Origin of the sequence: Pseudofrankia sp. DC12 (assembly GCF_000966285.1) — a bacterium.
Classification (GTDB): Bacteria; Actinomycetota; Actinomycetes; order Frankiales; family Frankiaceae; genus Pseudofrankia.
Window position 1 is genome coordinate 1,117,987 of sequence record NZ_KQ031391.1, and the last position, 24,379, is coordinate 1,142,365.

26 protein-coding genes are annotated in these 24,379 nt (G+C 72.3%); 15 read left to right on the forward strand and 11 right to left on the reverse strand.

What is annotated here, in order from left to right; genetic code table 11:
- Positions 1–401: 401 nt before the first annotated feature.
- The 3 genes from FRADC12_RS04580 (at position 402) to FRADC12_RS04590 (ending at position 5,375) form a co-directional block, all read left to right on the forward strand.
- A complete protein-coding gene (locus tag FRADC12_RS04580; RefSeq protein WP_045875687.1) occupies positions 402–2,051 on the forward strand; it encodes a carboxyl transferase domain-containing protein in 1,650 nt (549 codons plus the stop codon).
- A 20-nt stretch (positions 2,052–2,071) separates the two neighbouring features.
- On the forward strand, positions 2,072–4,162 hold the full coding sequence (locus FRADC12_RS04585) for an acetyl/propionyl/methylcrotonyl-CoA carboxylase subunit alpha (RefSeq protein ID WP_045875688.1): 2,091 nt from the start codon (positions 2,072–2,074) through the stop codon (positions 4,160–4,162).
- Between the two features lie 61 nt (positions 4,163–4,223).
- Entirely contained in the window at positions 4,224–5,375 is a 1,152-nt protein-coding gene (locus FRADC12_RS04590) for an acyl-CoA dehydrogenase family protein (RefSeq protein ID WP_045875689.1), read from the forward strand.
- Positions 5,376–5,564: 189 nt separating this feature from the next.
- On the opposite strand, the gene FRADC12_RS30855 is transcribed toward FRADC12_RS04590, so the two are convergent.
- Positions 5,565–5,855 (reverse strand): hypothetical protein, encoded by a 291-nt coding sequence (locus FRADC12_RS30855; protein ID WP_502685229.1) that lies wholly within the window; start codon positions 5,853–5,855, stop codon positions 5,565–5,567.
- Between the two features lie 279 nt (positions 5,856–6,134).
- Here FRADC12_RS30855 and FRADC12_RS04600 point away from each other — a divergent pair, with 279 nt between their 5' ends.
- The gene (locus FRADC12_RS04600) at positions 6,135–6,665 is read left to right on the forward strand and encodes a class F sortase (protein WP_255355240.1); all 531 of its coding nucleotides are present in this window, start codon (positions 6,135–6,137) and stop codon (positions 6,663–6,665) included.
- 40 nt (positions 6,666–6,705) lie between these two features.
- Here FRADC12_RS04600 and FRADC12_RS30860 read toward each other — a convergent pair whose 3' ends face one another.
- Entirely contained in the window at positions 6,706–6,924 is a 219-nt protein-coding gene (locus FRADC12_RS30860; protein WP_157488691.1) for a hypothetical protein, read from the reverse strand.
- 65 nt (positions 6,925–6,989) lie between these two features.
- Here FRADC12_RS30860 and FRADC12_RS04605 point away from each other — a divergent pair, with 65 nt between their 5' ends.
- Positions 6,990–7,304, forward strand: a complete 315-nt coding sequence (locus FRADC12_RS04605) for a hypothetical protein (protein ID WP_045875691.1) — start codon at positions 6,990–6,992, stop codon at positions 7,302–7,304.
- 37 nt (positions 7,305–7,341) lie between these two features.
- On the opposite strand, the gene FRADC12_RS04610 is transcribed toward FRADC12_RS04605, so the two are convergent.
- The 3 genes from FRADC12_RS04610 to FRADC12_RS04620 form a co-directional block, all read right to left on the reverse strand.
- Complete coding sequence (locus FRADC12_RS04610; RefSeq protein ID WP_045875692.1) at positions 7,342–7,743, reverse strand: type II toxin-antitoxin system VapC family toxin; 402 nt, start codon at positions 7,741–7,743, stop codon at positions 7,342–7,344.
- Entirely contained in the window at positions 7,728–7,976 is a 249-nt protein-coding gene (locus tag FRADC12_RS04615; protein ID WP_232303610.1) for a type II toxin-antitoxin system Phd/YefM family antitoxin, read from the reverse strand. Before FRADC12_RS04615 ends, FRADC12_RS04610 begins: the two co-directional genes overlap by 16 nt.
- Positions 7,977–8,330: 354 nt before the next feature.
- Complete coding sequence (locus FRADC12_RS04620) at positions 8,331–9,308, reverse strand: IclR family transcriptional regulator (protein ID WP_232303611.1); 978 nt, start codon at positions 9,306–9,308, stop codon at positions 8,331–8,333.
- Between the two features lie 134 nt (positions 9,309–9,442).
- Between FRADC12_RS04620 and FRADC12_RS04625 the strand changes: the two genes are divergently transcribed.
- The 5 genes from FRADC12_RS04625 to FRADC12_RS04645 all read left to right on the forward strand — a co-directional run bounded on the left by FRADC12_RS04625 (position 9,443) and on the right by FRADC12_RS04645 (position 14,346).
- Positions 9,443–10,738, forward strand: coding sequence for an amidohydrolase family protein (locus FRADC12_RS04625; RefSeq protein WP_045875694.1), 1,296 nt, complete (start codon positions 9,443–9,445; stop codon positions 10,736–10,738).
- Entirely contained in the window at positions 10,735–11,991 is a 1,257-nt protein-coding gene (locus tag FRADC12_RS04630) for an amidohydrolase family protein (protein WP_045875695.1), read from the forward strand. The genes FRADC12_RS04625 and FRADC12_RS04630 overlap by 4 nt, the downstream gene beginning before the upstream one ends.
- Positions 11,992–12,050: 59 nt before the next feature.
- Positions 12,051–12,848, forward strand: a complete 798-nt coding sequence (locus FRADC12_RS04635) for an acetoacetate decarboxylase family protein (protein WP_045875696.1) — start codon at positions 12,051–12,053, stop codon at positions 12,846–12,848.
- A gap of 315 nt (positions 12,849–13,163) precedes the next feature.
- Entirely contained in the window at positions 13,164–14,033 is an 870-nt protein-coding gene (locus FRADC12_RS04640; protein WP_045875697.1) for a PIG-L deacetylase family protein, read from the forward strand.
- 49 nt (positions 14,034–14,082) lie between these two features.
- The gene (locus FRADC12_RS04645; protein ID WP_045875698.1) at positions 14,083–14,346 is read left to right on the forward strand and encodes a DUF2277 domain-containing protein; all 264 of its coding nucleotides are present in this window, start codon (positions 14,083–14,085) and stop codon (positions 14,344–14,346) included.
- 169 nt (positions 14,347–14,515) lie between these two features.
- Here the strand turns inward: FRADC12_RS04645 and FRADC12_RS04650 are convergent, their stop codons facing one another.
- Positions 14,516–15,472, reverse strand: a complete 957-nt coding sequence (locus tag FRADC12_RS04650; protein WP_045875699.1) for a DMT family transporter — start codon at positions 15,470–15,472, stop codon at positions 14,516–14,518.
- Positions 15,469–16,026, reverse strand: a complete 558-nt coding sequence (locus tag FRADC12_RS04655; RefSeq protein ID WP_045875700.1) for a CGNR zinc finger domain-containing protein — start codon at positions 16,024–16,026, stop codon at positions 15,469–15,471. The genes FRADC12_RS04650 and FRADC12_RS04655 overlap by 4 nt, the downstream gene beginning before the upstream one ends.
- 76 nt (positions 16,027–16,102) lie before the next feature.
- On the opposite strand from FRADC12_RS04655, the gene FRADC12_RS04660 reads away from it, so the two are divergent.
- The gene (locus FRADC12_RS04660) at positions 16,103–17,257 is read left to right on the forward strand and encodes an EamA family transporter (RefSeq protein ID WP_198152771.1); all 1,155 of its coding nucleotides are present in this window, start codon (positions 16,103–16,105) and stop codon (positions 17,255–17,257) included.
- Here the strand turns inward: FRADC12_RS04660 and FRADC12_RS04665 are convergent.
- The 4 genes from FRADC12_RS04665 to FRADC12_RS04680 all read right to left on the reverse strand — a co-directional run bounded on the left by FRADC12_RS04665 (position 17,235) and on the right by FRADC12_RS04680 (position 19,714).
- Positions 17,235–17,663, reverse strand: coding sequence for a VOC family protein (locus FRADC12_RS04665; protein WP_045875701.1), 429 nt, complete (start codon positions 17,661–17,663; stop codon positions 17,235–17,237). The genes FRADC12_RS04660 and FRADC12_RS04665 overlap by 23 nt on opposite strands.
- Before the next feature lie 65 nt (positions 17,664–17,728).
- Positions 17,729–18,202, reverse strand: coding sequence for a helix-turn-helix transcriptional regulator (locus FRADC12_RS04670; protein WP_045875702.1), 474 nt, complete (start codon positions 18,200–18,202; stop codon positions 17,729–17,731).
- Between the two features lie 46 nt (positions 18,203–18,248).
- Positions 18,249–18,863 carry a TMEM175 family protein gene (locus tag FRADC12_RS04675; protein WP_045875703.1) on the reverse strand — a complete coding sequence of 205 codons (615 nt, stop codon included), beginning with the start codon at positions 18,861–18,863 and terminating at the stop codon, positions 18,249–18,251.
- Positions 18,864–18,976: 113 nt separating this feature from the next.
- A complete protein-coding gene (locus tag FRADC12_RS04680; protein ID WP_045875704.1) occupies positions 18,977–19,714 on the reverse strand; it encodes a YoaK family protein in 738 nt (245 codons plus the stop codon).
- A gap of 385 nt (positions 19,715–20,099) precedes the next feature.
- Between FRADC12_RS04680 and FRADC12_RS33735 the strand changes: the two genes are divergently transcribed.
- The 4 genes from FRADC12_RS33735 (at position 20,100) to FRADC12_RS04700 (ending at position 24,001) form a co-directional block, all read left to right on the forward strand.
- Entirely contained in the window at positions 20,100–20,231 is a 132-nt protein-coding gene (locus FRADC12_RS33735) for a hypothetical protein (protein ID WP_255355167.1), read from the forward strand.
- A gap of 73 nt (positions 20,232–20,304) precedes the next feature.
- Positions 20,305–21,171 carry an SMP-30/gluconolactonase/LRE family protein gene (locus FRADC12_RS04690; RefSeq protein WP_045875705.1) on the forward strand — a complete coding sequence of 289 codons (867 nt, stop codon included), beginning with the start codon at positions 20,305–20,307 and terminating at the stop codon, positions 21,169–21,171.
- Between the two features lie 160 nt (positions 21,172–21,331).
- The gene (locus FRADC12_RS04695) at positions 21,332–21,712 is read left to right on the forward strand and encodes a hypothetical protein (RefSeq protein WP_045875706.1); all 381 of its coding nucleotides are present in this window, start codon (positions 21,332–21,334) and stop codon (positions 21,710–21,712) included.
- A 1,299-nt stretch (positions 21,713–23,011) separates the two neighbouring features.
- Positions 23,012–24,001, forward strand: coding sequence for a ferredoxin family protein (locus FRADC12_RS04700; protein WP_045875707.1), 990 nt, complete (start codon positions 23,012–23,014; stop codon positions 23,999–24,001).
- Positions 24,002–24,379 lie beyond the last annotated feature (378 nt).

Below are 24,379 nucleotides of genomic sequence, written 5' to 3' on the forward strand. Positions count from 1 at the left end.
CACGGATCACGCGGCCACCAGCGGCAGCGACCCAGTTGGGCCTCCTGACCGACCGCCGGCCCGCCAGCCCGCCAGCCATGGCCGCGCGGAGCCCGTTCACCTGCTGCTGAAAGATGGCCACCAGCGTCCGCAGCCGGGCATGATCTCGCCCAAGGCATCACCCAGCTGAGCCTGAACTGCTGATCCTCCACGGTGTAGCCCACCAGCGTCCGCCATCGACTGCCGGCTCCGCCACTGTCTGACCCAATAGCGCCCGAGATCGCGCAACGGGACGGATCATGACTGGGCCAGAGCCGGCCACCGGGGCTCGCCAGCGCTGGTGCCGCAAGAATGAGGTGTGACGTAGGCGCTCCTGGCTCGCAGAACTGGCGCGGGTGGTTAATGGGCGCTAACCTGGCGGCATGTTAGCGGCCACTAACCTGTCCCACCCGTTCGGGCCGGCGGCTGGGGCGGTGCTCAGGAGCAGCGTCGACGCGGACTCGGCCGAGGGCAAGGCGAACGCGGACCGGCACGCGGAGCTGGTCCGGCAGCTGCGGGCCAGGCTGGCCGGGGCGCGCAGCGGCCCCGAGGCCGCGGTGCTCCGGCATGTCGAGCGCGGCAAGCTGCTCCCCCGCGACCGGGTCGACGGGCTGCTCGACCGGGGCAGCCCGTTCCTCGAACTGTCGCCGCTCGCCGCCGACGGGATGTACGGCGGTGACGCGCCGGGGGCCGGGATCATCACCGGGATCGGGCGGGTCGCCGGCCGGGAGTGCGTGATCGTCGCCAACGACGCCACTGTCAAGGGCGGCACGTACTACCCGATCACGGTCAAGAAGCATCTGCGCGCGCAGGAGGTGGCGCTGCACAACCGGCTCCCCTGCGTCTACCTGGTCGACTCGGGCGGGGCGTTCCTGCCGCTGCAGGACGACGTGTTCCCGGACCGGGAGCACTTCGGCCGGATCTTCTTCAACCAGGCGACCATGTCGCGCCGCGGCATCCCGCAGATCGCGGCCGTGCTCGGCTCGTGCACGGCCGGCGGCGCGTACGTGCCGGCGATGAGCGACGAGGCCGTTATCGTCCGCGACCAGGGCACGATCTTCCTCGGCGGCCCGCCGTTGGTGAAGGCCGCGACCGGCGAGGTCGTCTCCGCCGAGGAGCTGGGTGGCGGCCTGCTGCATTCACGTACGTCCGGCGTGACCGACCATCTGGCCGAGGACGACGCGGACGCGCTGCGGATCGTCCGCCAGATCGTCGGCGCGCTCGGGCCGCGGGCGCCGCGGCCGTGGGACGTCGTCCCGACCGAGCCGCCGGCCGTCGACCCCGAGACGCTCTACGCCGCCGTGCCGACCGACGCGAAGATCCCGTACGACGTCCGCGAGGTGATCGCGCGGCTGGTCGACGGGAGCCGGTTCGCGGAGTTCAAGGCGGAGTACGGCTCGACGCTGGTCTGCGGGACGGCCCATATCCACGGGCATCCGGTTGGGATCGTCGCGAACAGCGGGGTGCTGTTCTCCGAGTCCGCGCTCAAGGGCGCGCACTTCATCGAGCTGTGTGACGCCCGGTCGATCCCGCTGCTGTTCCTGCAGAACATCACCGGTTTCATGGTCGGCCGGGAGTACGAGGCGGGCGGGATCGCCAAGCACGGGGCGAAGATGGTGATGGCCGTCGCCTGCGCCCGGGTGCCGAAGTTCACCGTGGTGATCGGCGGCTCCTTCGGCGCGGGCAACTACTCGATGTGCGGGCGGGCGTACTCGCCTCGGTTCCTGTGGATGTGGCCGAACGCCCGGATCTCGGTGATGGGCGGCGACCAGGCGGCGGCCGTGCTGGCCACGATCCGCCGCGACCAGCTGGAGGCGAAGGGCCAGGACTGGCCGACCGACGCCGAGGAGGCCTTCCGTCAGCCGATCCGGGACCAGTACGACGCCGAGGGCAGCCCCTACCACTCGACTGCCCGGCTCTGGGACGACGGCGTCATCGATCCGGCCGACACCCGGACCGTCGTCGGGCTCGCCCTTTCCGTCGCCGCCAACGCCCCGATCGACGATCGTGGCTACGGCGTCTTCCGGATGTAGCAGGAGGAGAAACGCACTCGATGTTCGACACCGTGCTCGTCGCGAACCGCGGGGAGATCGCCGTCCGGGTCATCCGGACGCTGCGGGAGCTGGGCATCCGGTCGGTCGCGGTCTACTCGGACGCGGACGCCGGTGCCCGGCATGTGCGTGAGGCGGACGTCGCGGTCCGCATCGGCCCGGCGCCCGCCCGCGAGTCGTACCTGAACACGACCGCCGTGCTCGCCGCCGCCTGGGCGACGGGCGCGCAGGCGATCCATCCCGGGTATGGCTTCCTGTCGGAGAACGCGGCCTTCGCCGCGGCCTGCGCCGAGCAGGGGATCGTCTTCGTCGGGCCGCCGGCGCACGCCGTCGAGGTGATGGGCGACAAGATCACCGCCAAGAAGGCCATGGTGGCGGCCGGCGTCCCGGTCGTGCCCGGCCGGGCCGAGCCGGGCTTGGACGCGGCGGCGCTCACGGAGGCGGCCGAGGAGATCGGCTTCCCCGTGCTGCTCAAGCCGTCCGCCGGCGGCGGTGGCAAGGGCATGCGCGTCGTGCGCGCGGCGGCCGAGATGGCCGACGCGGTGGCGTCGGCCCGCCGGGAGGCGGCGAACGCGTTCGGCGACGACACGCTGTTCCTGGAGCGCTACGTCGACAGCCCGCGCCACATCGAGGTCCAGGTCCTGGCCGACGCCCATGGGAACGTCATCCACCTCGGTGAGCGCGAGTGCTCCCTGCAGCGACGCCACCAGAAGATCATCGAGGAGGCGCCGTCGGCGCTGCTCACGGCGCTGCCCGACGGCGCGGCCGTGCGGGAGCGGATCGGCCAGGCCGCCGTGACCGCGGCGGCCGCGGTCGGCTACGTCGGCGCCGGGACCGTCGAGTTCATCGTCGCGGGCGACGAGCCGGAGACCTTCTACTTCCTGGAGATGAACACCCGCCTGCAGGTGGAACACCCGGTGACCGAGCTCGTCACCGGCATCGACCTGGTCGCCGAGCAGCTGCGCGTCGCGGCCGGCGAGCCGCTGCGGATAGGCCAGCAGGACGTGACACTGACCGGGCACGCGGTCGAGTCCCGCGTCTACGCCGAGGACCCGGGCCGCGGCTTCCTGCCGACGGGCGGCGAGATCCTCGTCCTGACCGAGCCGGCGGGCGAGGGGGTCCGGGTCGACTCGGGTGTCACCGTCGGCACAGTCGTCGGCTCGGACTACGATCCGATGCTGTCGAAGGTGATCGCCTGGGCGCCCGAGCGGGCCGGCGCGCTGCGCCGTCTCGACGCGGCCCTCGCACACACGGTGCTGCTCGGCGTCACCACCAACATCGGCTTCCTGCGGACGCTGCTCGCGAACCAGGATGTCCGGGCCGGCCGGCTGGACACCGGCCTGGTCGAGCGCCATCTCGCCGAGCTGACCGCCCTCCCGCCCGTGGCGCAGAGCGCCGAGGCACCGGGCGCCGTGGCGGACGCGGGCGCGGCCGGCGGCGGGGCCGGGCCGACGGCCGACGCGCTCGCCGTCTACGCGCTGGCCCAGCTGCTGCGGCTGGAGCCGGCCGGCCCGGTGACCGACCCATGGGACGTGCCGTCCGGCTGGCGGGTCGGCGAGGACAGCTGGCTGCGCTGGACCCTCGACCTCGGCGGCGGCAGCCGGCCCAGCGTCGAGGTACGCGGCACGCCCGCGGCGGCCTCGGTGCGGATCGACGGGCGGGCGCCGGTCGCCGCGGCCGCCCGGCCGGTCGCCGGCGCCTCCACCGCGGGCACCGAACTGCTCGTCACCCTCGACGGCGTCACGTCGCGCTGGCGGCTCGCCGAGGGTGTGGGCGGCGCGCTGTGGGTCGGCGCCGGCGGCGCGGCCTGGCCGCTCGGCGAGTGGGTCCGCGAGCCGGGCACGGTCGCGGCGGCGGCCGGCGACGGGCAGGCGCGCAGCCCGATGCCCGGCACGGTCATCGCGGTCGACGTCGCGGCCGGGGACTCCGTCGCCGCCGGTCAGCGGCTCGTGGTCGTCGAGGCGATGAAGATGGAGCACGCGATCACGGCACCGGTCGCCGGACTGGTGAAGGACGTGCTGGTCGCCGTCGGCGCCCGGGTCGCCCTGGACGCGCTGCTCGCCGTCGTCGAGCCGGTCGCCGACGGAGCCTGACCGCCCAGAACAGTGGGCCCCACCCGAGGAGCACTGCCGGAAAGCACGAAGGAGCGGACCGATGCCTGACACCCGGCTCACGGGCGAGCAGGAGGCGCTGCGCAGGACCGTCGAGGATTTCGCTCGGGAGGTCGTCGCGCCGGTCGCCGCCCATCACGATGAGACGAAGACGTTCCCCTACGCGGTGATCGACCAGATGGCCGACCTCGGGCTGTTCGGGCTGCCCTTCCCCGAGGAGTGGGGCGGCCAGGGCGGCGACTACTTCCTGCTGTGCCTGGCGATCGAGGAGCTGGCCCGGGCCGACTCGTCGGTCGCGATCACGCTGGAGGCCGGGGTCGGGCTCGGCGCGATGCCGATCTACCGGTTCGGCACCGAGGAGCAGCGCAAGGAGTGGCTGCCGCTGCTGGCCAGCGGCAAGGCGCTCGGCGCGTTCGGGCTGACCGAGCCGGGCGCCGGCTCCGACGCGGGCGGGACCCGGACCACAGCCAGGCTCGACGGCGACGAGTGGGTGATCAACGGCTCGAAGGCGTTCATCACGAACTCGGGCACCTACATCACCAGGGTCGTCACCGTCACCGCCGTCACGGGCCGTTCCGCGGCCGGCAAGCCGGAGATCTCCACGATCATCGTCCCGGTGCCGACGCCTGGCTTCACCGCCGAGCCGCCGTACTCGAAGGTCGGCTGGCACGCGTCGGACACCCACCCGCTGTCCTTCGCCGACGTGCGGGTGCCGGCGGCGAACCTGCTCGGCGAGAAGGGCCGCGGCTACGCGAACTTCCTGCGCATCCTGGACGAGGGCCGGATCGCGATCTCGGCGCTGTCGGTCGGCCTCGCGCAGGCGTGCGTCGACGAGTCGGTGAAGTACGCCAAGGAGCGCGAGGCGTTCGGCGTCCCGATCGGGAAGCACCAGGCGATCCAGTTCAAGATCGCCGAGATGGAGACGCGGGTGCACGTCGCCCGGACCGCCTACTACGACGCCGCCGCCCGGATGCTAGCCGGTCTGCCGTTCAAGAAGGAGGCCGCGATCGCCAAGCTGTTCTCCTCCGAGGCCGCGGTGACGAACGCCCGCGAGGCGACGCAGATCTTCGGCGGCTACGGCTTCATGAACGAGTACCCGGTGGCCCGGCACTGGCGGGACGCCAAGATCCTGGAGATCGGCGAGGGCACCTCCGAGGTCCAGAAGATGCTCATCGCCCGCCACCTCGGGCTCTGACCCGGCCGGGCGGTCAGGCCGCCGCCACGCTGACGCGGCCCCGGCCGTCCCGCTTCGCCTGGTAAAGGGAGGGCCGCGTCGGCGAGGTCGACGAGCTGCGCGGCCGAGCGGTCAGGCCCCGGCACGGCCGATACCGCGCCGACGCTCACGGTGACGATGGCCTCCTGGTGCCCGCGGTGAGGGTGGCCGTCAGGAACCGCTCCGCCAGCGCGAAGTCGCCGAGGACCACCGCCTCGACGGCCGCGCGGCGGAAGAGCGCACCCATCCGGCGCCGCTCGTCGACGGCGTGCACCGCGTCGGCGGCCACCCGCAGGTACTGCTGCGCCGCGGCGGCGACGAACTCGGGACGCCGGGCCAGGTGCCTGGCCAGCGCCAGCTCGGTGTCGCGCCGTACCTGCCCGCTGATGCCACCGCCGCCAGCGACGTCTTGCCCACCCCGGGCACGCCGCTGAGCAGCACCCCGCTGCACCGGCCGGCCATCACGTCGGTGAACGCCTGGCGTAGTTCGCCGATCTCCGCGTCCCGCCCGACGAGGCGCGACGGCGTCAGCGGCCGCGCCGGGACGTCACACCCGCCGGGACGTCACACCCGCCGGGACGGGCCACCCGGCCGCCGCGCGGGACGGCTCGATCACCTTGGGCGGCTGCTTCTCATCGCGCTGGGCTGCTTCGGTGCCGTCCTGCGCGGCTCCTCCCCGCAGACCGGTGCTCCGTCAGGCCCTGGGCCGCCCGACCGGCCACCACCGGTCCGACCCGGGAGATCGCACCCGGCACAGGGCAACCAGGGCTAGCCCGTTCGATCCCGGTAGCCCTGAGCATCCCGGCCATCGGCCTTGACGCACCGCTGACCCAACTCGGGCTGAACGCCGACCGGACGGTACAGGTACCCGACAACGCCCAAGAACCGGGCTGGTTCCGGCTCGGACCGTCGCCCGGCGAAGTGGGCTCGGCGGTCATCCTGGGACACGTCGACTCGCGACAGGGCCCGGCCGTCTTCTTCCGGCTGCGATCCCTGCAGGCCGGCGACCAGGTCACGGTGACCCGCGCAGACTGCACGGTCGCCCGGTTCCTCGTCGACGCCGTGGCGACCTATCCGAAGACACAGTTCCCGGCTCGCCAGGTATACGGCTCGCACGGCTACAGCGCCCTGCAACTCGTCACCTACGGCGGCGATTTCGACCCCAAAGCACGAAGCTACCGATCCAACGTCGTCGTCTACACCTCCCTCGCCGGTACTCCTCCGGCCTCCCACCAGACGAATGAGCCCGATGGCACAGCGGGGCGAGCGTGACCGCACCGGAACCCGAGAACACTGCTTCGCCGAGCCACACCTAGTTATCCGTAAGTGACGCACGCAGGGCTGCCAGGTCTGGGTCGCGTCCAAGCTGGCCGCCGGGCCGCGCGAGCTGCTGGTCGAGGAGCAGGACCTGGTCGCCCGGCGCATCGGATTCGACGAGTGGGCCGAGCTTCTCGCCTCCGGCGACCATCCAGGACGTGAACACGCTCGCGGCCTGGGCCCTGCTGTGCGCGCGTCCTCCCAGGGGGCTCACCCTGCCCGACACCGCGCGCTTCGGCGGATCGGCCGACATTCGCCGTTAGCCTGCGGATCGTGCGAGTGCGCCGTATCGACGTCCGGGACGTCGGCTGGGAGATCGACCAGCCGTCGTACCGCGTCCAATTCTGGACCCGTCCGGCGCACTCGAACGCCGCGCCCACCGCCACCGAGTTCGAGATCACCGACACCGACGTCACTGACGTGCTCGGCTGGGCCCACCGCACCGCCGGCGACCGAACCTTCGCCCTCTACGCCGTCTGCGACCTGGGCGGCACCAAAGGCCTGGTCAGGCTCTCCGGGGAGGATCCGACCCGCTCCACCACCCCGCAGGCCACCTGGCCCGTCCCGGCCGACTCCAACCACTGGGGCCGGTAGGCCGCCGACCGGCGGGAAGGCCGCTGCACCCGCCGACCTACGACGGTTCGATGGCGAGGACGCCTGGAAGATCCGCGAACCGCGCCTTCGCGTCGCTGCTCACGATCACCCGGTCGGTCTCGGCGGCATGAGACGCGATGATCAGATCGTGCGCCCCCCGCGGTCGCCCGCTTCTGCGGGCCCAGGCGAGCAGGCGGGCGTGATGCACCGCCGTGCTCTCCGTGTAGGCCAGCACTTCCAGGTTCGGCATCATCGCCGCCAAGGTTCGAGCCCGGTCCGTGGCACGCGGCGCGGTGCTGGCCAGTTCGATACCCACGCGATACTCCGCCAGAGTGACGCCCGCGATGGCGATCTCGTCGTCGTCCAGGGCCGCACGATCGATGACTCGGCGTTCGTAATCAATCAGGAGATTTGTGTCCAGGATCAGGCGTCTGCCCACGGGTCACCCTCATACGGCCTGAGCAGGGCGATCGCGGCGGCGATGCTCTCCTGGAACGCGTCGTCCGGCGGCGTCGTACCAGCCAGCGCGGCGTCCAGGTCCGCGCCGGTCCGACGACGCGCCGGCCCGATCTCGGCGATCCGACGGTTCCCGCGCGTGATCGTGATGGTCTCGCCGGCCTCGACCGCATCCAGCAGGTCCGAGAACCGCCGCGATGCCTCGGTCGCCGTCATGGTCCTCATGAGGGCCAGTGTAATCTGACAATCAGATTCGACGCCTGCACCGCCCGCACCGCCCGGATCGTGGAGCAGGGCACGCAGGGCCGCAACATGATCAGGCGGCACCTGCGGCAACAGGACGTATTCGCCCCACAGGACAGGGCCCACCGGCTCCGACGTGGTCCCGCGTGGCAGCCCAGCCGTGCACCTGATCCGCCATCGCGGTCCTCGTCCGGCGCGGCCCCAGCATCCGTCCAGCCCAGCCACAGCGATCCCTCCGCTCCATCGCAAGCGAGCCCTACCCAGCCAGGGCTGCTCGGTCGGACACTGACGACTCAACCACTGTCCGAGCAGACAGTATCAGGCCGGTCATCCCCGTCCAAAGCGATCTGCGTGCCTGAGACAGAGCCCGGTCGTCGCCAGAGCCTGTGGCTGGTTCTCAGGGGTGCGCGGAGGCGGGTGGCGGCCCGCGGTGTCGGCGGTGAGGGCGATGGTGGCGGTACGCAGGGCGGCGCCGACGTGGGCGGCCTCGGCGCCGGTGAGGTCGGCGTCGAACCCGCGCAGCGAGAGGATCAGCGCCACCTCGCCATGGGCGTCGAAGGCGGCGGCCGAGAGCGAGTCGACCCGGTAGGTGGCCGCCGGGTCGAGCTCGCCGGCAACGAAGTCGGCCGGGTGCGGGAGGTGGGCGGCGAGCTCACACAGCAGCGCGGGTAGCTGGGCCCGCAGGTTGGCCGCGGCGGCCGCGCCCACCTGGCGGCGGATGCGCTCGTCGAGGGAGGCCGCGAGCTCCACGGAGTACCCGCGGGCGCGGATGACGGGGAGGATCTCGCGGTACTGCGCGCGGTCGGCGGCGTCCTGCGCGCCGCGGTCCAGCCAGGCATCGACGACGGCGTCGGGCTGCCAGGCCATGAATGTGGCGCCGAGCGGCGGGTGGAACGGGATGCGGTCGCCGACCCGCAGTGTCGCGACCGGGCGCGGGCCGTGTGGGTCGACGACGAGGTGCGCGACGGTCGCGTACTCGACGGCCGGGACGAGCGCGACGACGGACAGGCCGAGCCGGCGGTGCAGGTCGGCCATCAGGGCACGCCCGGCGGACAGCGCGTCGGTTCCCGCGGCGGCGGCCTGGCCGGCGGCGATCAGGCCGGGTCCCAGCGCGTAGGTGCGCCGGGTCGGGTGGCGGCGCAGCCAGCCGGCGCGCTCCAGGGCGGCGAGCGTCGGGTAGCAGGTCGCGGGCGTCGCGTCGAGCCGCCGGGCGATCTCCGATTGACTCAGGCCGCCGGCCGCGCCGGCGAGCATCTCGACGACCGCGACGACCCGGTCGGTCTGCGGCGACGGGCGGGACGACATGCGCCGCACTCTAGTCGCACGATTTTGCATAGTGCAAACATTGACACGCTTTATGCAAGGAGGTTCCCTGATCGGGCGGCGGACAGGGCCCGCCGTCACGCCGATGCGGCCGGCCGAGCCGGAGGGACATCCCCATGCCCAACCCCGAAAGCGCGCATGACACCAGCGCGTACGTCGTCATCTCGTCCGACAGCCACGCGGGATTACCCACCGAGCAGTACCGGGACTATCTGGAGAAGGAGTTCCACCCGGCATTCGACGAGTTCCTCGCCGGCCGCCCGGCCGCGGTCGAGGAGATCCGCCGCAGGGGCGTGACCGACGAGAAGTTCGCGCGGAAATGGTTCACCGAGAACGCCGAAGGCCTGGAGGGCGGCTGGGAGGCGGGGCGGCGCAACAAGGAGATGGACGCCGACGGTATCTGCGCCGAGATCATCTTCCCGGACGCGGACGCCGTGGAAAGCCGTACCTGCGCGCCGTTCGGCACCGGGCTTGGGCTTTCCGGTGACCTCGACCCGGCGCTCGGCCTCGCGGGTGCCCGGGCGCACAACCGCTGGCTCGCCGAGCTGTGCGCCGGCTCGCCGCAGCGCCGTCGCGGGGTCGCGCTGGTGCAGATCACGGCCCCGCTGGACGACGTGCTGGCCGAGATCCGCCGGGCCCACGAATCGGGACTGCGGGCCGTGATGATCCCGGCGATGTGGATGAGCCAGGAGCCGTACCACGACCGGCGCTACGACCCGGTCTGGGCGCTGTGCCAGGACCTGGAGATGCCGGTGCTGACCCATTCCGGCCCGGCGGACAAGGAGAGCTACGGCGACCACCTGGGCATCTACGTCACCGAGGTGACCTGGTGGCCGGCCCGCCCGATGTGGTTCCTGCTCTGGTCGGGCGTGTTCGAACGATTCCCCCGGCTGCGGTTCGGCGTCGCCGAGGCGGGCTGCTGGTGGGTGGCGAACCTGCTGTGGTTCTGGGACCGGCTGTACCTCGGTTCGAAGGGTGCGGAGAAGCTCGGCTCGCTCGGCGACCTGACGATGGCCCCGAGCGACTGTTTCGACCGGAACATCTTCATCTGCTCGTCGAACACCAAGCGGCGCGAGATCGGGATGCGCTACGAGATCGGCGTCGACAACATGCTCTGGGGAAACGACTTCCCGCACCCCGAGGGCACCTGGCCACGGTCGCGCGAATGGCTGAAGAAGACCTTCCACGACGTGCCGGTCGACGAGACCCGCCGGATGCTCGGCGCGGCCGCGGCCGAGGTCTTCGGGTTTGACCTCGACGAGCTGCGGCCCATCGCCGACCGGCTCGCGGTCACCCCGGAGAGCCTCGGCCAGACCGACGACGCGGCCAATATCGCCAGCTGGGCTCGCGCGAAAGCCGCGGGCCGGCACTGGCTGACCGGCGACGACCTGCCGATGGGGGTCGCCGAATGAGTGGGACGCGGCTCGCGCCCGACGACCGGTACGTCGTCATCTCCGCCGACTGCCACGGGGGCGGCAGCATTCTCGGCTACCGCCCGTACCTGGAGAAGCGCTTCCTCGACGACTTCGACGCCTGGGCCCGCGACTACGTCAACCCGTACTCGGACCTCGAAGGCGACCTCGGCCCGCGAAACTGGGACTCGTCCCGGCGGCTGGCCGACCTGGAGGCCGACGGCATCGTCGCCGAGGTGATCTACCCCAACACGGTGCCGCCGTTCTACCCGAACAGCTCCCTGGTCGAGCAGCCGCCGGCGCCGAACTCCGGCGACCTGGACCGGCGCTGGGCCGGCCTGCGCGCCCACAACCGGTGGATGGCCGACTTCTGCGCCGCCGCCCCGGGCCGGCGCGCCGGGATCGCGCAGATCATGCTGCACGACGTGGCCGCGGCCGTCGCCGAGGTGCGGTGGGCCAAGGAGAACGGGCTGACCGGCGGGGTGCTGCTGCCGGGGGCGCCGCCCGGGTCGGGGGTGCCGGCGCTCTACGACCCCGAGTACTACGAGCCGCTGTGGGCGGTCTGCGCCGAGCTGGACCTGCCGGTCAACCACCACGCCGGATCGGCCGCGCCGCCGGCCGGCGAACGCGCCGAGGACAAGGTGATTCTCCTGCTGGAGGTCACCTGGTGGGCGCACCGGGCCTTCTCACACCTGCTGGTCGGCGGGGTGCTCGAGCGCCACCCCGGGCTGCGGCTGATCCTGGCCGAGCAGGGCACCGCGTGGATCCCGGCCGAGCTGGCCCGGCTCGACTACTTCTTCGACCGGATGGGCACCGACCGGTCCGGCTCGCAGGAGGCCGTCTGGGGCCAGGAGCTCGTCGGCCGGATGTCGTGCACGCCGAGTGAGTACTTCGCCCGGCAGGTGTCGATCGGCGCGAGCTTCATCCGGGGCCACGAGATGCCGGCCGCGAGCCAGGTCGGCTTCGGCAAGATCATGTGGGGCAGCGACTACCCACACCGGGAGGGCAGCCACCCGTTCTCGCGGGAGGCGCTGCGGGCCGCGTTCGCCGGCGTCGACCCGGTCGACGTCGAGCGGATGCTCGCGACGAACGCCGCCGCCGCGTACGGCTTCGACCTCGACGCGCTGCGGCCGGTCGCCGACCGGTGCGGCCCGACCGTCGCCGAGATCGCCGAGCCGCTGAAACCCGCGTCCCTGCCGGCCGAGGCCGAGCAGTGTCCGGCCCTGATCGGCTACGGCACCCCCGCCAACTGATCCACCCCGTCCGTGACGACCAGGTCCCAGGACGATCGCGATCCCCAGGAGGAGACGCCGTGGCCACCCGCATCCGATATGGCGCCCGCACCCCCGAGCAGCTGCGCAACCGCGAGGTCGAGGCGACCTCCGTCGGCACCTGGGCGACCTCGCTGGTCGCGATCTACGAGACCGACCCCGCGCTCGTCGCGGCCGTCTTACCCCCTCCGCTGGTGGCGTCCGTGCCGGAGCACGTCCGGGTCACGATCGCGCGGGTCGACATCCGCGACCTGCCGCCGTTCGGCGCCGGCACGTTCGCCGTCGGCGCCGGCCACGACGGGATCACCGGCGACTACGCGCTGACGATGCCGATGTCCACCGAACAGTCCGTCATCGGCGGCCGGGAGACGTTCGGCGAACCCAAGAAGATCGCCGGCGTCCGCCTGGACCTTGACGGCGAGCTCGCCGTCGGCACGCGGCTGACCGGCTCGTTCGCCCGGCTCGGCGTCACCTATGTCGAGATCGACGGGAGGCTCGTCGAGGCGCTGCCGCTGCCCGCCGACCGGGTGCGCACCAGCTTCTATCTGAAGTTCCAGCCCGCCCCGGACGGCAAGGGCTTCGACGACGACCCCGGCCTGGTGCACGTCCAGCGCCGGGAGAAGACCCGCGCGCTGTTCAGGGTCGACGGCGAGGTCATCCTGCGAGAGTCCCGGTTCGACCCGGTCGCGGACCTGCCGGTCCGTCGCCTCGTCGGGATCGAGATCGCCGAGCGGTCCAGCGTCCAGACCGGCGCGATCGTGCGCCGCCTGCCACAGGAGGACGTCATCCCGTTCGCGCACCAGCGTTACGACAACCTGTCCCCCGTCGGCGAGGAGTAGGTTGCCCCACCTGGCCCGATGCTCTGCGACTTTGGCCCGGTACGCCCGGGTCACCGGGCGTTCGCCGACAGGCAGGCACCGACCGGCGGGGGTGGGTGGGCACGTCGCGCCGGAGCAGCAAGCACCGCCGGGCTGAACACAGCCATACCTGATCCTCAGCCATGCCACCGCTGACCGACGGGCCGGGATTCTCATGCGCCCCGGCCCCGGCGCCGGCCCGGCCCCCGATGCCGCTGTGGTCCGCGGTCGCCCGTAGGCCCTGATGCCACCCGCCCGAGCGCCGGACCGGGCTGGCAGCCTGGCAGGATCGGCGCCATGGCGACGGTGGTCGCGTTCCACGCGCACCCGGACGACGAGGCGCTGTGGACCGGGGGAACGCTGGCCCTGCTGGCCACGGCGGGCCACCGGGTCGTCATCGTGGTCGCGACGGACGGGGACATGGGCGATGGGCCGGCGGCCGGGGCTCGGCTCGCCGAGCTTTCCGCGAGCGCCGCGGCGCTGGGGGTCGCCCAGGTCGAGTATCTCGGCTACGCCGACAGTGGGCACGGGGCTTTGCTCTACCCGGACCCGGTCGGCCGGCGGCGGTTCGCCCGGGCCGATCTCGACGAGGCGGCCGGGAGGCTGGCCGCCGTGCTGCGGGCCGAGGCGGCTGACGTGCTGGTCAGCTATGACGCCCGCGGCGGCTACGGCCACCGTGACCATGTCCGCGTCCACGAGGTCGGCGCCCGCGCGGCCGAACTCGCTGGTGGCGTGCGGGTGCTGGAGGCGACCCTCCCCCGCGAGACCGTGGACCGGGGCGTCCGCCTCGCCCGGCTTCTCGCGTCCCTGCGGCCGAGTCGTCCGCACGGCCCCGCGTCGGGTCAGCAGCCGGGCGATCGGCCGGCCGGCGACCTGGACCGGGCCTACTCGCCGAACCCGCCGATGTTCACGCCCCGCCGGGAGATCGCGTACCGGGTCGACGTCGGCCGGTTCGCCCGGCGGAAGCGGGCGGCGCTCGCCGCCCACGGCTCCCAGCTGCGCGGCCGTTCCGCGCCCGCCAGGCTGCGCCGCCTGGCCGTCCGCCTGCCTGTGGCACTGTTCGCGCTGCTCGGTGGCCACGAGTACTTCAACGACCCGCTCGCCGGGCCTGGCGCGGCGTTCCTCGACGTCTTCCCGCCGGTCGACGGGGCCTCGCCGCCCCGGTGACCCCCGCGCCGCGACCCGGCCTGTCGGTGCTCGGACCTACCGTGGACGTATGTGCAGGAACATCACTGAGCTACGAGGGCTGGAACCGCCGGCGACCGACGAGGAGATCGCCGCGGCCGCGCTGCAGTTCGTCCGCAAGGTCAGCGGGTTGCGGCAGCCTCCGCCTGGGGCCGCCGAGGCCTTCGAGACGGCGGCGGCCGAGGTCGCGGCCTCGGTCCACCGGCTGTTGGAGGCACTGCCGGCCCGCCGTCAGCCGCCGGCCACGGTCCCGCCGCTGCGTCGCCCCGAGGTCCGCGCCCGCCTCGGACGCTGACGGCACACGGAACGGCGCCGGAAGGCGGACGCTGACGCGTGCCGCGGGCGATCGCGGGGCCAGAATGGGGCTCCCAGATCGTCGATCCCCTCTCCCGCCACGCCGGCGGCAAGATCCGCGAAGTGGACCTCCACGCCCGTTTCGGGGCCGTGGTCAGCAAGCCAGCCGGTCAGCGGGCGGGCCGGCGTAGGACCGTGAGCCGGCCGCGCGGCCCGCGACAGCCAGTCGGTGCCAGTGCTGGCGTCGGCGCCAGCGTCGCCTCGTCGGGCAGTCGGCTGGTGCTCGTGGCCAGGACAGAGCCGGCGAGGATCAGCGCGAAGCCGGCGCCGATGGTCCAGGTCAGCGGCTCCCCGAGAATGACCGCGCCGGCCGCCACCGCGACAGCCGGGTTCACGTAGGTGATCACGACCGAGCGGGCGCTGCCGGCCTCGCGGATCAGCGCGAAGAACAGCACGAACGCCGTCGCGGTGCACACCAGCCCGAGACCGGCCAGCGCGCCGAGGACCCGCCCGCTGGGCATGGCGTGCGGCCAGGTCGCGATCGCCGGGCCTACGTAGACCAGCGCCGCGAGCGACACGCAGGCGGCGGTCATCGGCAGCGGCGGCACGTCGCCGAGCTTCCGGGCGGCGATCATGGGGGCGACCGTGTAGCAGACCGCGCAGATCAGCACCTCGGCGACCGGCCAGACACCGACATGGCTGATGCCAGGGACGGCGAGCACGGTCACGCCGCCGGTCCCGACCGCGAGGCCCAGCCAGCGCGCCGGGGTGACCCGCTCCGCGCCACCCGCGAACCGGCTCAGCACCACCGCGACGACGGGCGTCGCCGCGATCAGCAGGCCCGTCAGCGAGCTGGACAGCCGCCGCTCGGCGTCCGAGAGCAGAATCCACGGCCCGACGATCTCGATGCAGGCGAACGCGACGATCGGCTTCCAGTGCCGGCGCACCTGCGCCAGCCCGGGCCGGTCGCGCAGCGCCACCGGCAGCAGCACCAACGCTCCGACGGCCGTGCGCGCCAGCACGATCACCGGCCCCGACACGTCCTGCACCGCGACCTTGATCAGAAGATACGGAATTCCCCAGATCACACTCATCGCGGCGAACAGCAACCACCCTCGCCGGCTCACTGGCTGCCTCCGGGCACCTTCTGGGTCGAGCGGCGGGCGCGGTACGCGGCGACGGCCTCGCGGTTGCCGCAGGTGGTGGAGCAGAAGCGGCGGGAGCGGTTGCGGGAGAGGTCGATGACCAGGCCGTCGCAGCCGTCGGCGGCGCAGACGGCCAGCCGGGACAGCTCGTCGGCGCGGATCAGGTCGACCATCGCCATCGCGGTCTCGACCATGATCCGTTCGGCGAACGGCGCGTCGGGGGAGATCGCGTGGACGTGCCAGTCGAAGCCGCCGTGGCGGACGAGCAGCGGGACGGCGTGGGCGGCGGCGAGCAGGCGGTTGACCAGTTCGGCGGCGTCGTCGCGGTCACTGGTGAGCAGCCGGCGCAGGTCGGCGCGCAGCGCCCGGACGGCCGCGAGCTCGACCTCGTCGTCGTCCCGGCGGCCCGTGTAGTGGAACTCGTCGAAGAAGTCGTCCAGCTGTCCGACCGTCTCCAGGGTGTCCGGATGCTCGGCCGAGTTGACCAGCCACACCGCCGCAAGCAGCGACGCCTCGGTGTCATGAGCGAACAGCATGTTGACATATTACACTTCCGCCCCATACCGTCATGAGCCACGGGGTCCTTGACACATGACACAAAGGCGGCGGCGCGTGGGTAGCGAGACGGGTACGGCCCAGGGCTCGGGCGGAGCCCGGGCGGCGAGGGTGGCCGGCGGGCCGGCTGCCGGGACGGCGTTGGCGCTGGTGGCGGCCGGGTCGTTCGGGCTTTCCGGGGCGCTCGCCCGCGGGCTGCTGGACTCCGGCTGGACCGCCGGAGCCGCCGTCCTGGCCAGGGTGACGCTCGCGGCACTGGCGCTGCTGGGGCCGGCCCTGGTCGCGCTGCGGCGGCGCTGGTGGCTGCTGCGGCGCAACGTCGGCCTGATCATCGCCTACGGGCTCATCGCCATCGCCGGCTGCCAGCTCTGCTACTTCAACGCCGTCATGCACATGGAGGTCTCCGCGGCACTGCTGCTGGAGTACACCTCGCCGGTGGCCGTGGTGCTGTGGCTGTGGGCCCGGCGGGGCCAGCGGCCGGGGTCGCGCACCGTCCTGGGCGCCGTGCTGTGCGCGCTCGGACTGGTGGGGGTTCTCGACCTGGTCGCCGGCCTGCAGGTGAGCTTCATCGGCGTGCTGTGGGCGGCCGGAGCGATGGTCGGCGCGGCGATCTACTTCGTCCTGTCGGCGGCGGACGACACCGGGCTGCCGCCGATCGTGCTGGCCGCCGGCGCTCTGGTCGTGGGCGCTCTCGGTCTGCTCGCGGCCGGGGTTGTCGGCATCGTGCCGATGGCGATGTCGACGGGGCCGGTCAGGTATCAGAACCTGACGATGCCGTGGTGGCTGCCGGTCGCGCTTCTCGGGCTGGTGACCTGCGCGCTGCCCTACTGGGCCGGGATCGCCGCCAGCCGGCTGCTCGGGCCCCGCCTGGCCTCGTTCGTCTCCCTTTTCGAGGTGCTCTCCGCGCTCGTGTTCGCCTGGCTGCTGCTCGGCGAGCTGCCACGACCAGTCCAGCTGGTCGGCGGCCTGCTCGTCCTGGCCGGCATCATGACCGTCCGCTCCGGCGAGTCGGCCATCGCGGCCGGCGAGGGACCGGAGGCCGTCGCCACGGCGGCCGGCCTCGGTGGGCACCCGCGTCACGACTGGCGCCGGGCAGCCCGCGTCCGGGCCACCCGGCGCGCGGCCGCGCGGGCTCGGCGGGTCCAGGCCAGCCCGGTTCGCGGGCCGGCTGAGACGACGGCCGCGGCGGTCAGCCGAAGTCAGCCGGGCTGAACGCCTTGGGCTCCACCAGCACCAGCCAGTTGCCGGAGACATCGCGGATGACGGCCTCGACCCCGTAGGGACGGTCGGCCGGCTCCTGGACGAACTCGACGCCCTTGGCGCTCAGTTCCTCGTAGGTCTTGCGGCAGTCGTCGACCTTGAGGCCGAGGCCGCCGAGCTGGCCCTTGCCGAGCTGGCGGCGGTAGAAGTCGGCGGCCTCCGCGTCGAGCGGCGGGCCGGGGATCATCAGGGTGATCGTCAGCTCCGGCTGGCTCGGGTGGCCGACCTCCAGCCAGCGGAAGCCCTCACCCATGGTCACGTCGGTGCGGACCTCGAAGCCGAGCGCGTCGACGTAGAAGTCGCGAGCCTTCTCCTGGTCGAGGCAGTAGCTGGTCACCAGCGAGATGTTTGTGATCATGAACTCAGCCTAGGGCAGCCGGTCCGGCTCGGGCTTCTCCGAGATTGCGCATGTCCCGAGGCCGATCACCGGTCGGCACGGCCGGTCGCGCCGCCGGCGGGATCGCTGCCGCCGGCGGTGCCGCGCAGGTCCATCGAGCCGCGCATGAACAGGAAGCAGCCGGGAACATGCGGGGCGCCGCGGGCGGCCCAGCGGTCCCGGTAGGCCGTCGGGCTCTCGCCGACAAGCTGCGTGAAGCGCGCGGAGAACGAGCCAAGGCTCGCGAAACCGACCATCATGCAGCTCTCGGTGATGGTCAGGTTGGCGTGGCGCAACAGGTCCTGGGCCCGCTCGATCCGGCGACGGGTCAGGTAACGGATCGGCGTCTCGTCGTAGGTGGCCTCGAAGCAGCGGACCAGGTGGTACTTCGACACGGCCGCGACCCTGGCCAGCTCGTCGAGGTCCAGCGGCTCCCGGTAGTGCCGGTCGATGTGGTCCCGGACCCGCCGCAGGTGTGGCAACAGTTCCAACGGCACCACCCGGGTCCCGGTCGTCACCATCGCTCGTTCTCCTGTCCTTGGTTCCGGTCTCACGCGGCCAGCGACGTCAGTCCGGGGAGCCGAACTCACGGACGGCCCGGTCGATGCGGCGGTCCGGGACGATCCAGCTGAGGGCGACGAGGACGTAGCAGCCAATGGCGATCGCGACACCGAGCTCGTGCGGGGTGCTGACGAACTGCGCGGACAGGATGCCGGCAAGGTAGAACAACGGTGACAGCTTGCCCTTGAGATCCCGGCCGACAGCCTGCCTGAGCTGGGACTCAGCCCCTTGGCCGCGGATGATCACTTGTTGCAGGACGAAATAGGCGATCGCCGCGAAAAGCAGGTTCACCCCGTAGATGACGACCGGGGTGCGGGCGTAGTCTGTCTCGTCCATCCAGGCGGTGGTGAACGGGAAGAGCGAGAGCCAGAACAGCAGCCCGAGGTTTGCCCACAGGACCCCGCCAGCGACCTGGCGGACCAGCTGGAACATGTGGTGATGGTTGTTCCAGTAGATGCCGACGTAGACGAAGCTGAGCACATAGCTGAGCAGGGCCTTGCCTGCGGTGTGCCGAAGGTCGGCGAACGTGTCCCCCTCGGGAACCTTCAGCTCCAGGACCATGATCGTGATGATGATGGCCAGGACGCCGTCGCTGAAGGCCTCCAGCCGGCTGGTCCTCACCGGGCGCCCGCCTCAGCGCCGTCGATCTCCGGGCCCGTCGCCGCGCCGCTCCCAGGTGTCCGCATATCGCTATGAGAGCATCCCGCGCGGACCGGCCCTGGCCCAGGCCCTGTTCAGGACCGCTTGTTCGCCCAGCCACCGGTCGCCGCGTGGACGCGGGCGGTCGCGGCGACGACCGCGATCAGCAGGGCGACCGCGATCAGCAGCTCCCATCGGCCGTGGCCGTGCTCGATCACCATCGCGCCGGTCAGCGCTCCGACGAACAGGCACCCGACCGACACGACTCGCCGGCCGATCTGGCGGTTCCCACTCCCGTTGGCGGCGGTGTCCGCCAGGATGCCGGTGATCGTCCGGGTCATCACGGTCGTCGTCAGGCCGGGCACGGCCAACGTCAGGACGGTCGCGTTCTGAAGACCCATGCCGACAGCGAGCAGGCTGATCATCGCCGTCGCGGCGCCATCCGAGTAGGGACGGGCCAGGGTGACATCGAGGACGAACGCGAGCACGACCAGTACCGTCTGTCCGCTGACCGCGACGAACAGCTGGTGGCCTCGGTGCCCGCCGTGGAGGTGCGCGATCCGGCCGCCCGCCAGCGCACCCACCACGAACGCGCTGATCGCGAGCAGTGAGGCCCACCAGACGAACTCGCGTGACCCGCCCAGCGAGAATGCGAGAAAGACGACGTTGCCCGTCATGTTCGCGACGAAGACATGCCGAAGCTCCAGATAGCTGAACGCATCGACCAGTCCGGTCACGAAGGTCAGCACGACCAGCAGCGCCGGAAGCGGCCCGGACGGGTCGTCGCGCGCCGGCACGATGGTGCGCCAGGCATCCAGCAGGTTCTCTCGCATCCGGCCACCTCCGGCGAGGCCCGCCCCCGGGCGCCCGATTCCCACAACGAGAGCACGGATCCGGCCCGTCGACCCGTCGGGCCGGCCTCCTGGCGGCGCGGCCGCGACCGCTCCGATCAGCCGGGGAGGGCCGCGTCGAGCAACGTCTCGGCGGCCGCGCGGGCGTCGGCCACGACGGTGGGGTCACGGTCCATCCGGCGGAGAGGCTGGCGCCGTCGTAGAGCAGGTGCAGCCTTCGTCCCAGCGTGGTGGGATCGGGTGCGCCGGCGGCGGTAGCCAGGTCGACGAACAACGCCCGAATCCAGCCGCGGAAGGCGGTGGCGTCGTCGTCGATCGTGCCGGTGGGAGGTGCCGCGGCGCTGGCGGCGACGAAGGCGCAGCCCCGGTGGCCGGGTTCGGCGAACATCGCACCCTGGGCCTCGAGCACGGCGAGAACCTTCTCCCGCGGCTCGTCGACCAGCCCCATGCGCCCGGCCTGCTCGCCGCCTTCCGGCCGCGGACCAGCGGACCTCCGTAGACCGACATCCGGCGCCCGGCGGATGCGAGGATCAGGCCTCGCCATCGCTGTCGAGCCGTGCCGGAGGTTCGGAATGAAAGTCTTAGCAAGCGGGCTGCGTTTCCCCGAAGGACCGATCGCCCTCGCCGACGGTTCGGTCCTCGTGGTGGAGATCGAGGGTGGTGCGCTGACCCGCGTCGCGGCGGACGGCACGGTCACGCCGATCCACTGCGGCGGCGGCCCCAACGGAGCCGCCGCCGGTCCCGACGGAGCGATCTACGTCTGCAACGACGGTGGGCTGGCGTTCACCACCGAGGACGGCATCCGTTTCCCCGTCGACCACGCCGAGGGTAACGCGGGCGGCTACGTCCAGCGGGTCGACCTCGAGACCGGCGACGTCGAGGTCGTGTTCACCCACGTGGCGGGAAGCCGTATCGGAAACCTCAACGACATCGTTTTCGACGCCGCCGGATCCTGCTATCTCGTCGATACCACGCACGGCGCCATCTATTACGCCGACCCTATCGACGGCACAATCGAGGTCGTCGCGGAAGGCCTTTCCTACCCGAACGGCATGGGTCTTTCTCCCGACGGTACGAGGCTTTACGTCTCCGAGACCTATTCGGGGCGAGTGCTCGCCTGGGACGTGACCGCGCCGGGCGTTCTCGCCGCGAGGGCCGAGCTGTACTCCACCGGCGGCGAGCACCACTGGGACGGCCTCGCGATCGACGGAGCCGGCAACGTGTGCGTGGCGAACCTCGGGAAGTCGGGCGTCACGGTCATCAGCCCCGAGGGCCAGGTGCTACGCGAGTTCGCCACCCCGGAGCACGACCCGTTCGTGACGAACATCTGTTTCGGCGGCCCCGAAGGCGACACGGCGTTCCTCTGCTCGGCGGGCCGCGGCATTCTGTACTCCTTCCCGTGGCCCTGGCCGGGCCTGCCGTTGCACTTCGCCTGCTGAGCCCCAACCGTCCCGCCCGGCCCGCACGGCACCCCCGCGGGCGGTGCCGCGACGCGCAGACCGAGCCGCCCCGGCGCAGCGGCCCGGCTGACGGACGGTCATCGCGTCCTGGGTCGCAGCTACTTGACAGGGTGATCCGCCAGCCGCCAGGATCGAATGTATGTTCGATCTCCTCAGCTCCCACCTGGGAACCCGGCCTCGCGCCCACGTCCGCGTCGTCCGCGAAGGCCGGCTCGTGCCGTACCAGCGGATCCCGGCGCGGATCGACACCGGCTCGCAACCGCCGGCCGCGTCGGCGCCGGCCAGCCTGCCCCCGAGCGTGGCGCGGCTGGCGGCCCGGACGAGGCTGTCCGCCGAGCTGCTCGCCGCCATCCTCGCGGTCGACGGGCGGGCCCGCGCGACTCTCGACGACATGGAGCGCGCGGACGCGCTCGCGGACGTGCTGCTGGCCCGGCGCCGGCAGCGCGCCGGGCGGCAGCGCACCGAGGGGTCTGCCACGGCCGGCCAGCCGAGCAACGGGATCGCCGCCGCGCACAGCTGAAACAGCACGTGTACCCCCGGCCCTCGAAGGGAACAAAAGGAGAGCACCGGATAGGCCGATCACCTGCTCCGCGTAAAGAGGAGAGTCGTGGGACGGCTGTGTCGAAAGCTTTCACTACGACCCGTCGCCCTTTCCACAACTGCCTGCATCGCGTTCTTCGCCCTGCTGGCACCGGCCGTCACGCGGTGGCCGTCCGCGTCAGTTCTCACTACTGCCGCCTCGCCCGACGTTCGACCGGTCCCCGCGTCCCCATGATCGCTGCTTCGGCTCTCCGATGGTTGCAACCGGGCCTGTTTCGCGGCCACGGGAGGACCGAAACAGCGATCAACGCGGCGGCTGACCTTGGCGGTCGACGTACTGCTCTCCCGAGCGATGGAGGACCGCCGTCCGCATCGCGGCCATGTAGGTAGTCCTCGAAGGTGGGGCGCCGGTCTCTGTGGCGTGACCACAGCACCGCCGCCACCGGCCCGGCAGGTGCCAGTGCGAGCCGTCGCATCCGTCGGCCCAGCCGACGGACCGCCGCGAACAGTTCCCGGAGGGCCTGCCACGGGTGTCCCAGGGCCACGATCGCCAGCATGACGGCCACCCCACCGCGGCTCATCCCCGCGAAGTCGTCCGCCTCGGACCGCGGCTTCTTCTTCGTCACGACGCCAACCCGAACGGGATGTACGGAGATCAGTCCTCGTGGGTCATGAAGGTCTTCCCCGTCGGTACGCGGGATCAGTAGTCCGTGCGCCTGACGGCGCACCCTGGTCGGGTGAAGACTGTCTGTGGATCTGTGGATCGTCCGGCTGACGTCGTATCGCCTTGGCGAGACCTTCGTCGGCTCGCCCTCTCCGTCAGACCGCTGCAGCCAGCCGCGCCCGTCGAGCAGGCATCGACGGCGGGCTCGGCGCAGCAGACGCCGGCTTCGGCCCAGCCCGTCGCCCGCCGTCATCATTGCCTCGTGCTGGGGGATGCCGGCGAAGCGCTTGCGCAGCAACTCCTGCGAGTTGGGCCAGGTCGAGTCAACCAGAGCTCGGCCTCGGTCTACGCGACCGTCCCGCGCTCGCCGCCTTCACCCGCTCGTGGTCGTGAATCGGGCCTGGCCAGAGCCATGAAAGGGCGCAACTGGCGTTCATGCCCGCGCCGGCCCGCCAAGGCCGGCAGGACGGCGGTGGCAGTGTCGCGAGAACCACCGTTGGCGCCGGTCTCGGTCCTCAGCCTGGCTGGAACCTCACGTGAACCGTGCACGTTCCTTCACGCGAGCGGTGGACCGTCCGTCCGCTGAGCAAGCACCGTGACGATCGGGAGGCCGCTGTGACCGTCACCGTCTCCAGCCCTGCGATCTCCTACCGCTGCGCGCCGTGGACGTTGGCCCAGGGAGTCGACCCCGTCGGGTCAGCGCTCACCTGCGACACGTTCGTTCTCATCGAGACGCCCCCGCCGTGGCCTCAGGACATCGGAGAGATCCCGATCTTCGCGGAGCTGTCCAAGCGGGGGCTGCGCTCGACCCGCCTGCTGGCCGTGCGTCCGCCGGACGAAGGCCCGGCCCTCGGCTCCAGCATGGACGGCTCCGGGGCCGTCGGCGCTTCCACCGGTGCCGCCCAGGTGGCGGTGACGATCTGGCGGCGAGCCGAGACCAGCCGTTTCACCGGTACCGACCACCTCATCCCGGCCGAGCGGCTCGTCGACGAGGTCGCCCGGCTGGCCACGGCGCCCATCGAGAACGGCCGCCCGGCGGGCCAGGGACAGCCGGCGCCGCCGGAGGTGCTGCTGTGCGGGCACGGTTCGCGCGACGTCTGCTGCGGACGGCTCGGCACCCGGCTCGCGCTCGACGCGGGCGGAACCTGGTCGGGAGTCCGGGTCCGGCGCTGCAGCCACACCGGCGGCCACCGGTACGCGCCGACCGGCTTCACCCTGCCCGACGGCCTGGCCTGGGGATTCCTCGACGCGGCCGTACTCGACTCCGTGGTGCGCCGGTCCGGTCCGCCGCCGGTACGCGGCAGCTACCGGGGTACGACCGCGCTCGACCAGTGGGGCCAGGTCGCCGAACGCGAGCTGTTCGACCGCTTCGGCTGGGCCTGGCTGGAGCACCGGCTGACGTCGGCCAGCAGCGACGTCGCGGCCGACCGCCGCTCCGCCACCGTCCATCTCGGTTGGGACGGGCCCACCGGCACCGGCTCGGCGATCGCCACCGTCGCGGTCACTCGCGACGTCCCCGTCCTCGTCTGCGGCGAGCCCCCCGAGACCGCCCGCAAGACCTCCCCCGAGCTGGGCCTCACCAGCCTGCGCCTCACCACGGGCTAGCGCTGCGTCCCGGCCGGCCTCCATCGAGCCTCGGGACGCCAGTTGGGCCCGTCCGGACGCGAGCGCTCGTTCACGCATTCGCCGTGGCGCCGGCCCGGCCCGAATCGGCAACCCCGACGTAGGACCAGCCCTCTCGTGCCAGCGGGCGGGAGCCGGGCTGCTCGGGTCAGGCAGTGGCCTTGCGGAAGGCCGTCACCCATGGGGTCAGGTAGTCCTCGGCTGCGTTGACGTCGGCCGGGACTGGTAGCTGCAGGCGGACGTCGGTGACCGGCCTCGACCAGCGCCGGCAGGCCGTCGATGGCCGCCGTCAGGTCAGGCGTCCCGTCGGTTCCGGGGACGTTCGGGAGCTTGCCGGCGACGCCGAGCTCCAGTGGGACG

Coding starts and splice junctions, on each gene's coding strand:
- FRADC12_RS04580 (WP_045875687.1), top strand. CDS start 402: ATGTTAGCGGCCACTAACCTGTCCCACCCGTTCGGGCCGGCGGCTGGG.
- FRADC12_RS04585 (WP_045875688.1), top strand. CDS start 2,072: ATGTTCGACACCGTGCTCGTCGCGAACCGCGGGGAGATCGCCGTCCGG.
- FRADC12_RS04590 (WP_045875689.1), top strand. CDS start 4,224: ATGCCTGACACCCGGCTCACGGGCGAGCAGGAGGCGCTGCGCAGGACC.
- FRADC12_RS30855 (WP_502685229.1), bottom strand. CDS start 5,855: ATGGCCGGCCGGTGCAGCGGGGTGCTGCTCAGCGGCGTGCCCGGGGTG.
- FRADC12_RS04615 (WP_232303610.1), bottom strand. CDS start 7,976: ATGACGGCGACCGAGGCATCGCGGCGGTTCTCGGACCTGCTGGATGCG.
- FRADC12_RS04620 (WP_232303611.1), bottom strand. CDS start 9,308: ATGTCGTCCCGCCCGTCGCCGCAGACCGACCGGGTCGTCGCGGTCGTC.
- FRADC12_RS04625 (WP_045875694.1), top strand. CDS start 9,443: ATGCCCAACCCCGAAAGCGCGCATGACACCAGCGCGTACGTCGTCATC.
- FRADC12_RS04630 (WP_045875695.1), top strand. CDS start 10,735: ATGAGTGGGACGCGGCTCGCGCCCGACGACCGGTACGTCGTCATCTCC.
- FRADC12_RS04640 (WP_045875697.1), top strand. CDS start 13,164: ATGGCGACGGTGGTCGCGTTCCACGCGCACCCGGACGACGAGGCGCTG.
- FRADC12_RS04645 (WP_045875698.1), top strand. CDS start 14,083: ATGTGCAGGAACATCACTGAGCTACGAGGGCTGGAACCGCCGGCGACC.
- FRADC12_RS04655 (WP_045875700.1), bottom strand. CDS start 16,026: ATGCTGTTCGCTCATGACACCGAGGCGTCGCTGCTTGCGGCGGTGTGG.
- FRADC12_RS04665 (WP_045875701.1), bottom strand. CDS start 17,663: ATGATCACAAACATCTCGCTGGTGACCAGCTACTGCCTCGACCAGGAG.
- FRADC12_RS04670 (WP_045875702.1), bottom strand. CDS start 18,202: ATGGTGACGACCGGGACCCGGGTGGTGCCGTTGGAACTGTTGCCACAC.
- FRADC12_RS04680 (WP_045875704.1), bottom strand. CDS start 19,714: ATGCGAGAGAACCTGCTGGATGCCTGGCGCACCATCGTGCCGGCGCGC.
- FRADC12_RS04690 (WP_045875705.1), top strand. CDS start 20,305: ATGAAAGTCTTAGCAAGCGGGCTGCGTTTCCCCGAAGGACCGATCGCC.
- FRADC12_RS04695 (WP_045875706.1), top strand. CDS start 21,332: ATGTTCGATCTCCTCAGCTCCCACCTGGGAACCCGGCCTCGCGCCCAC.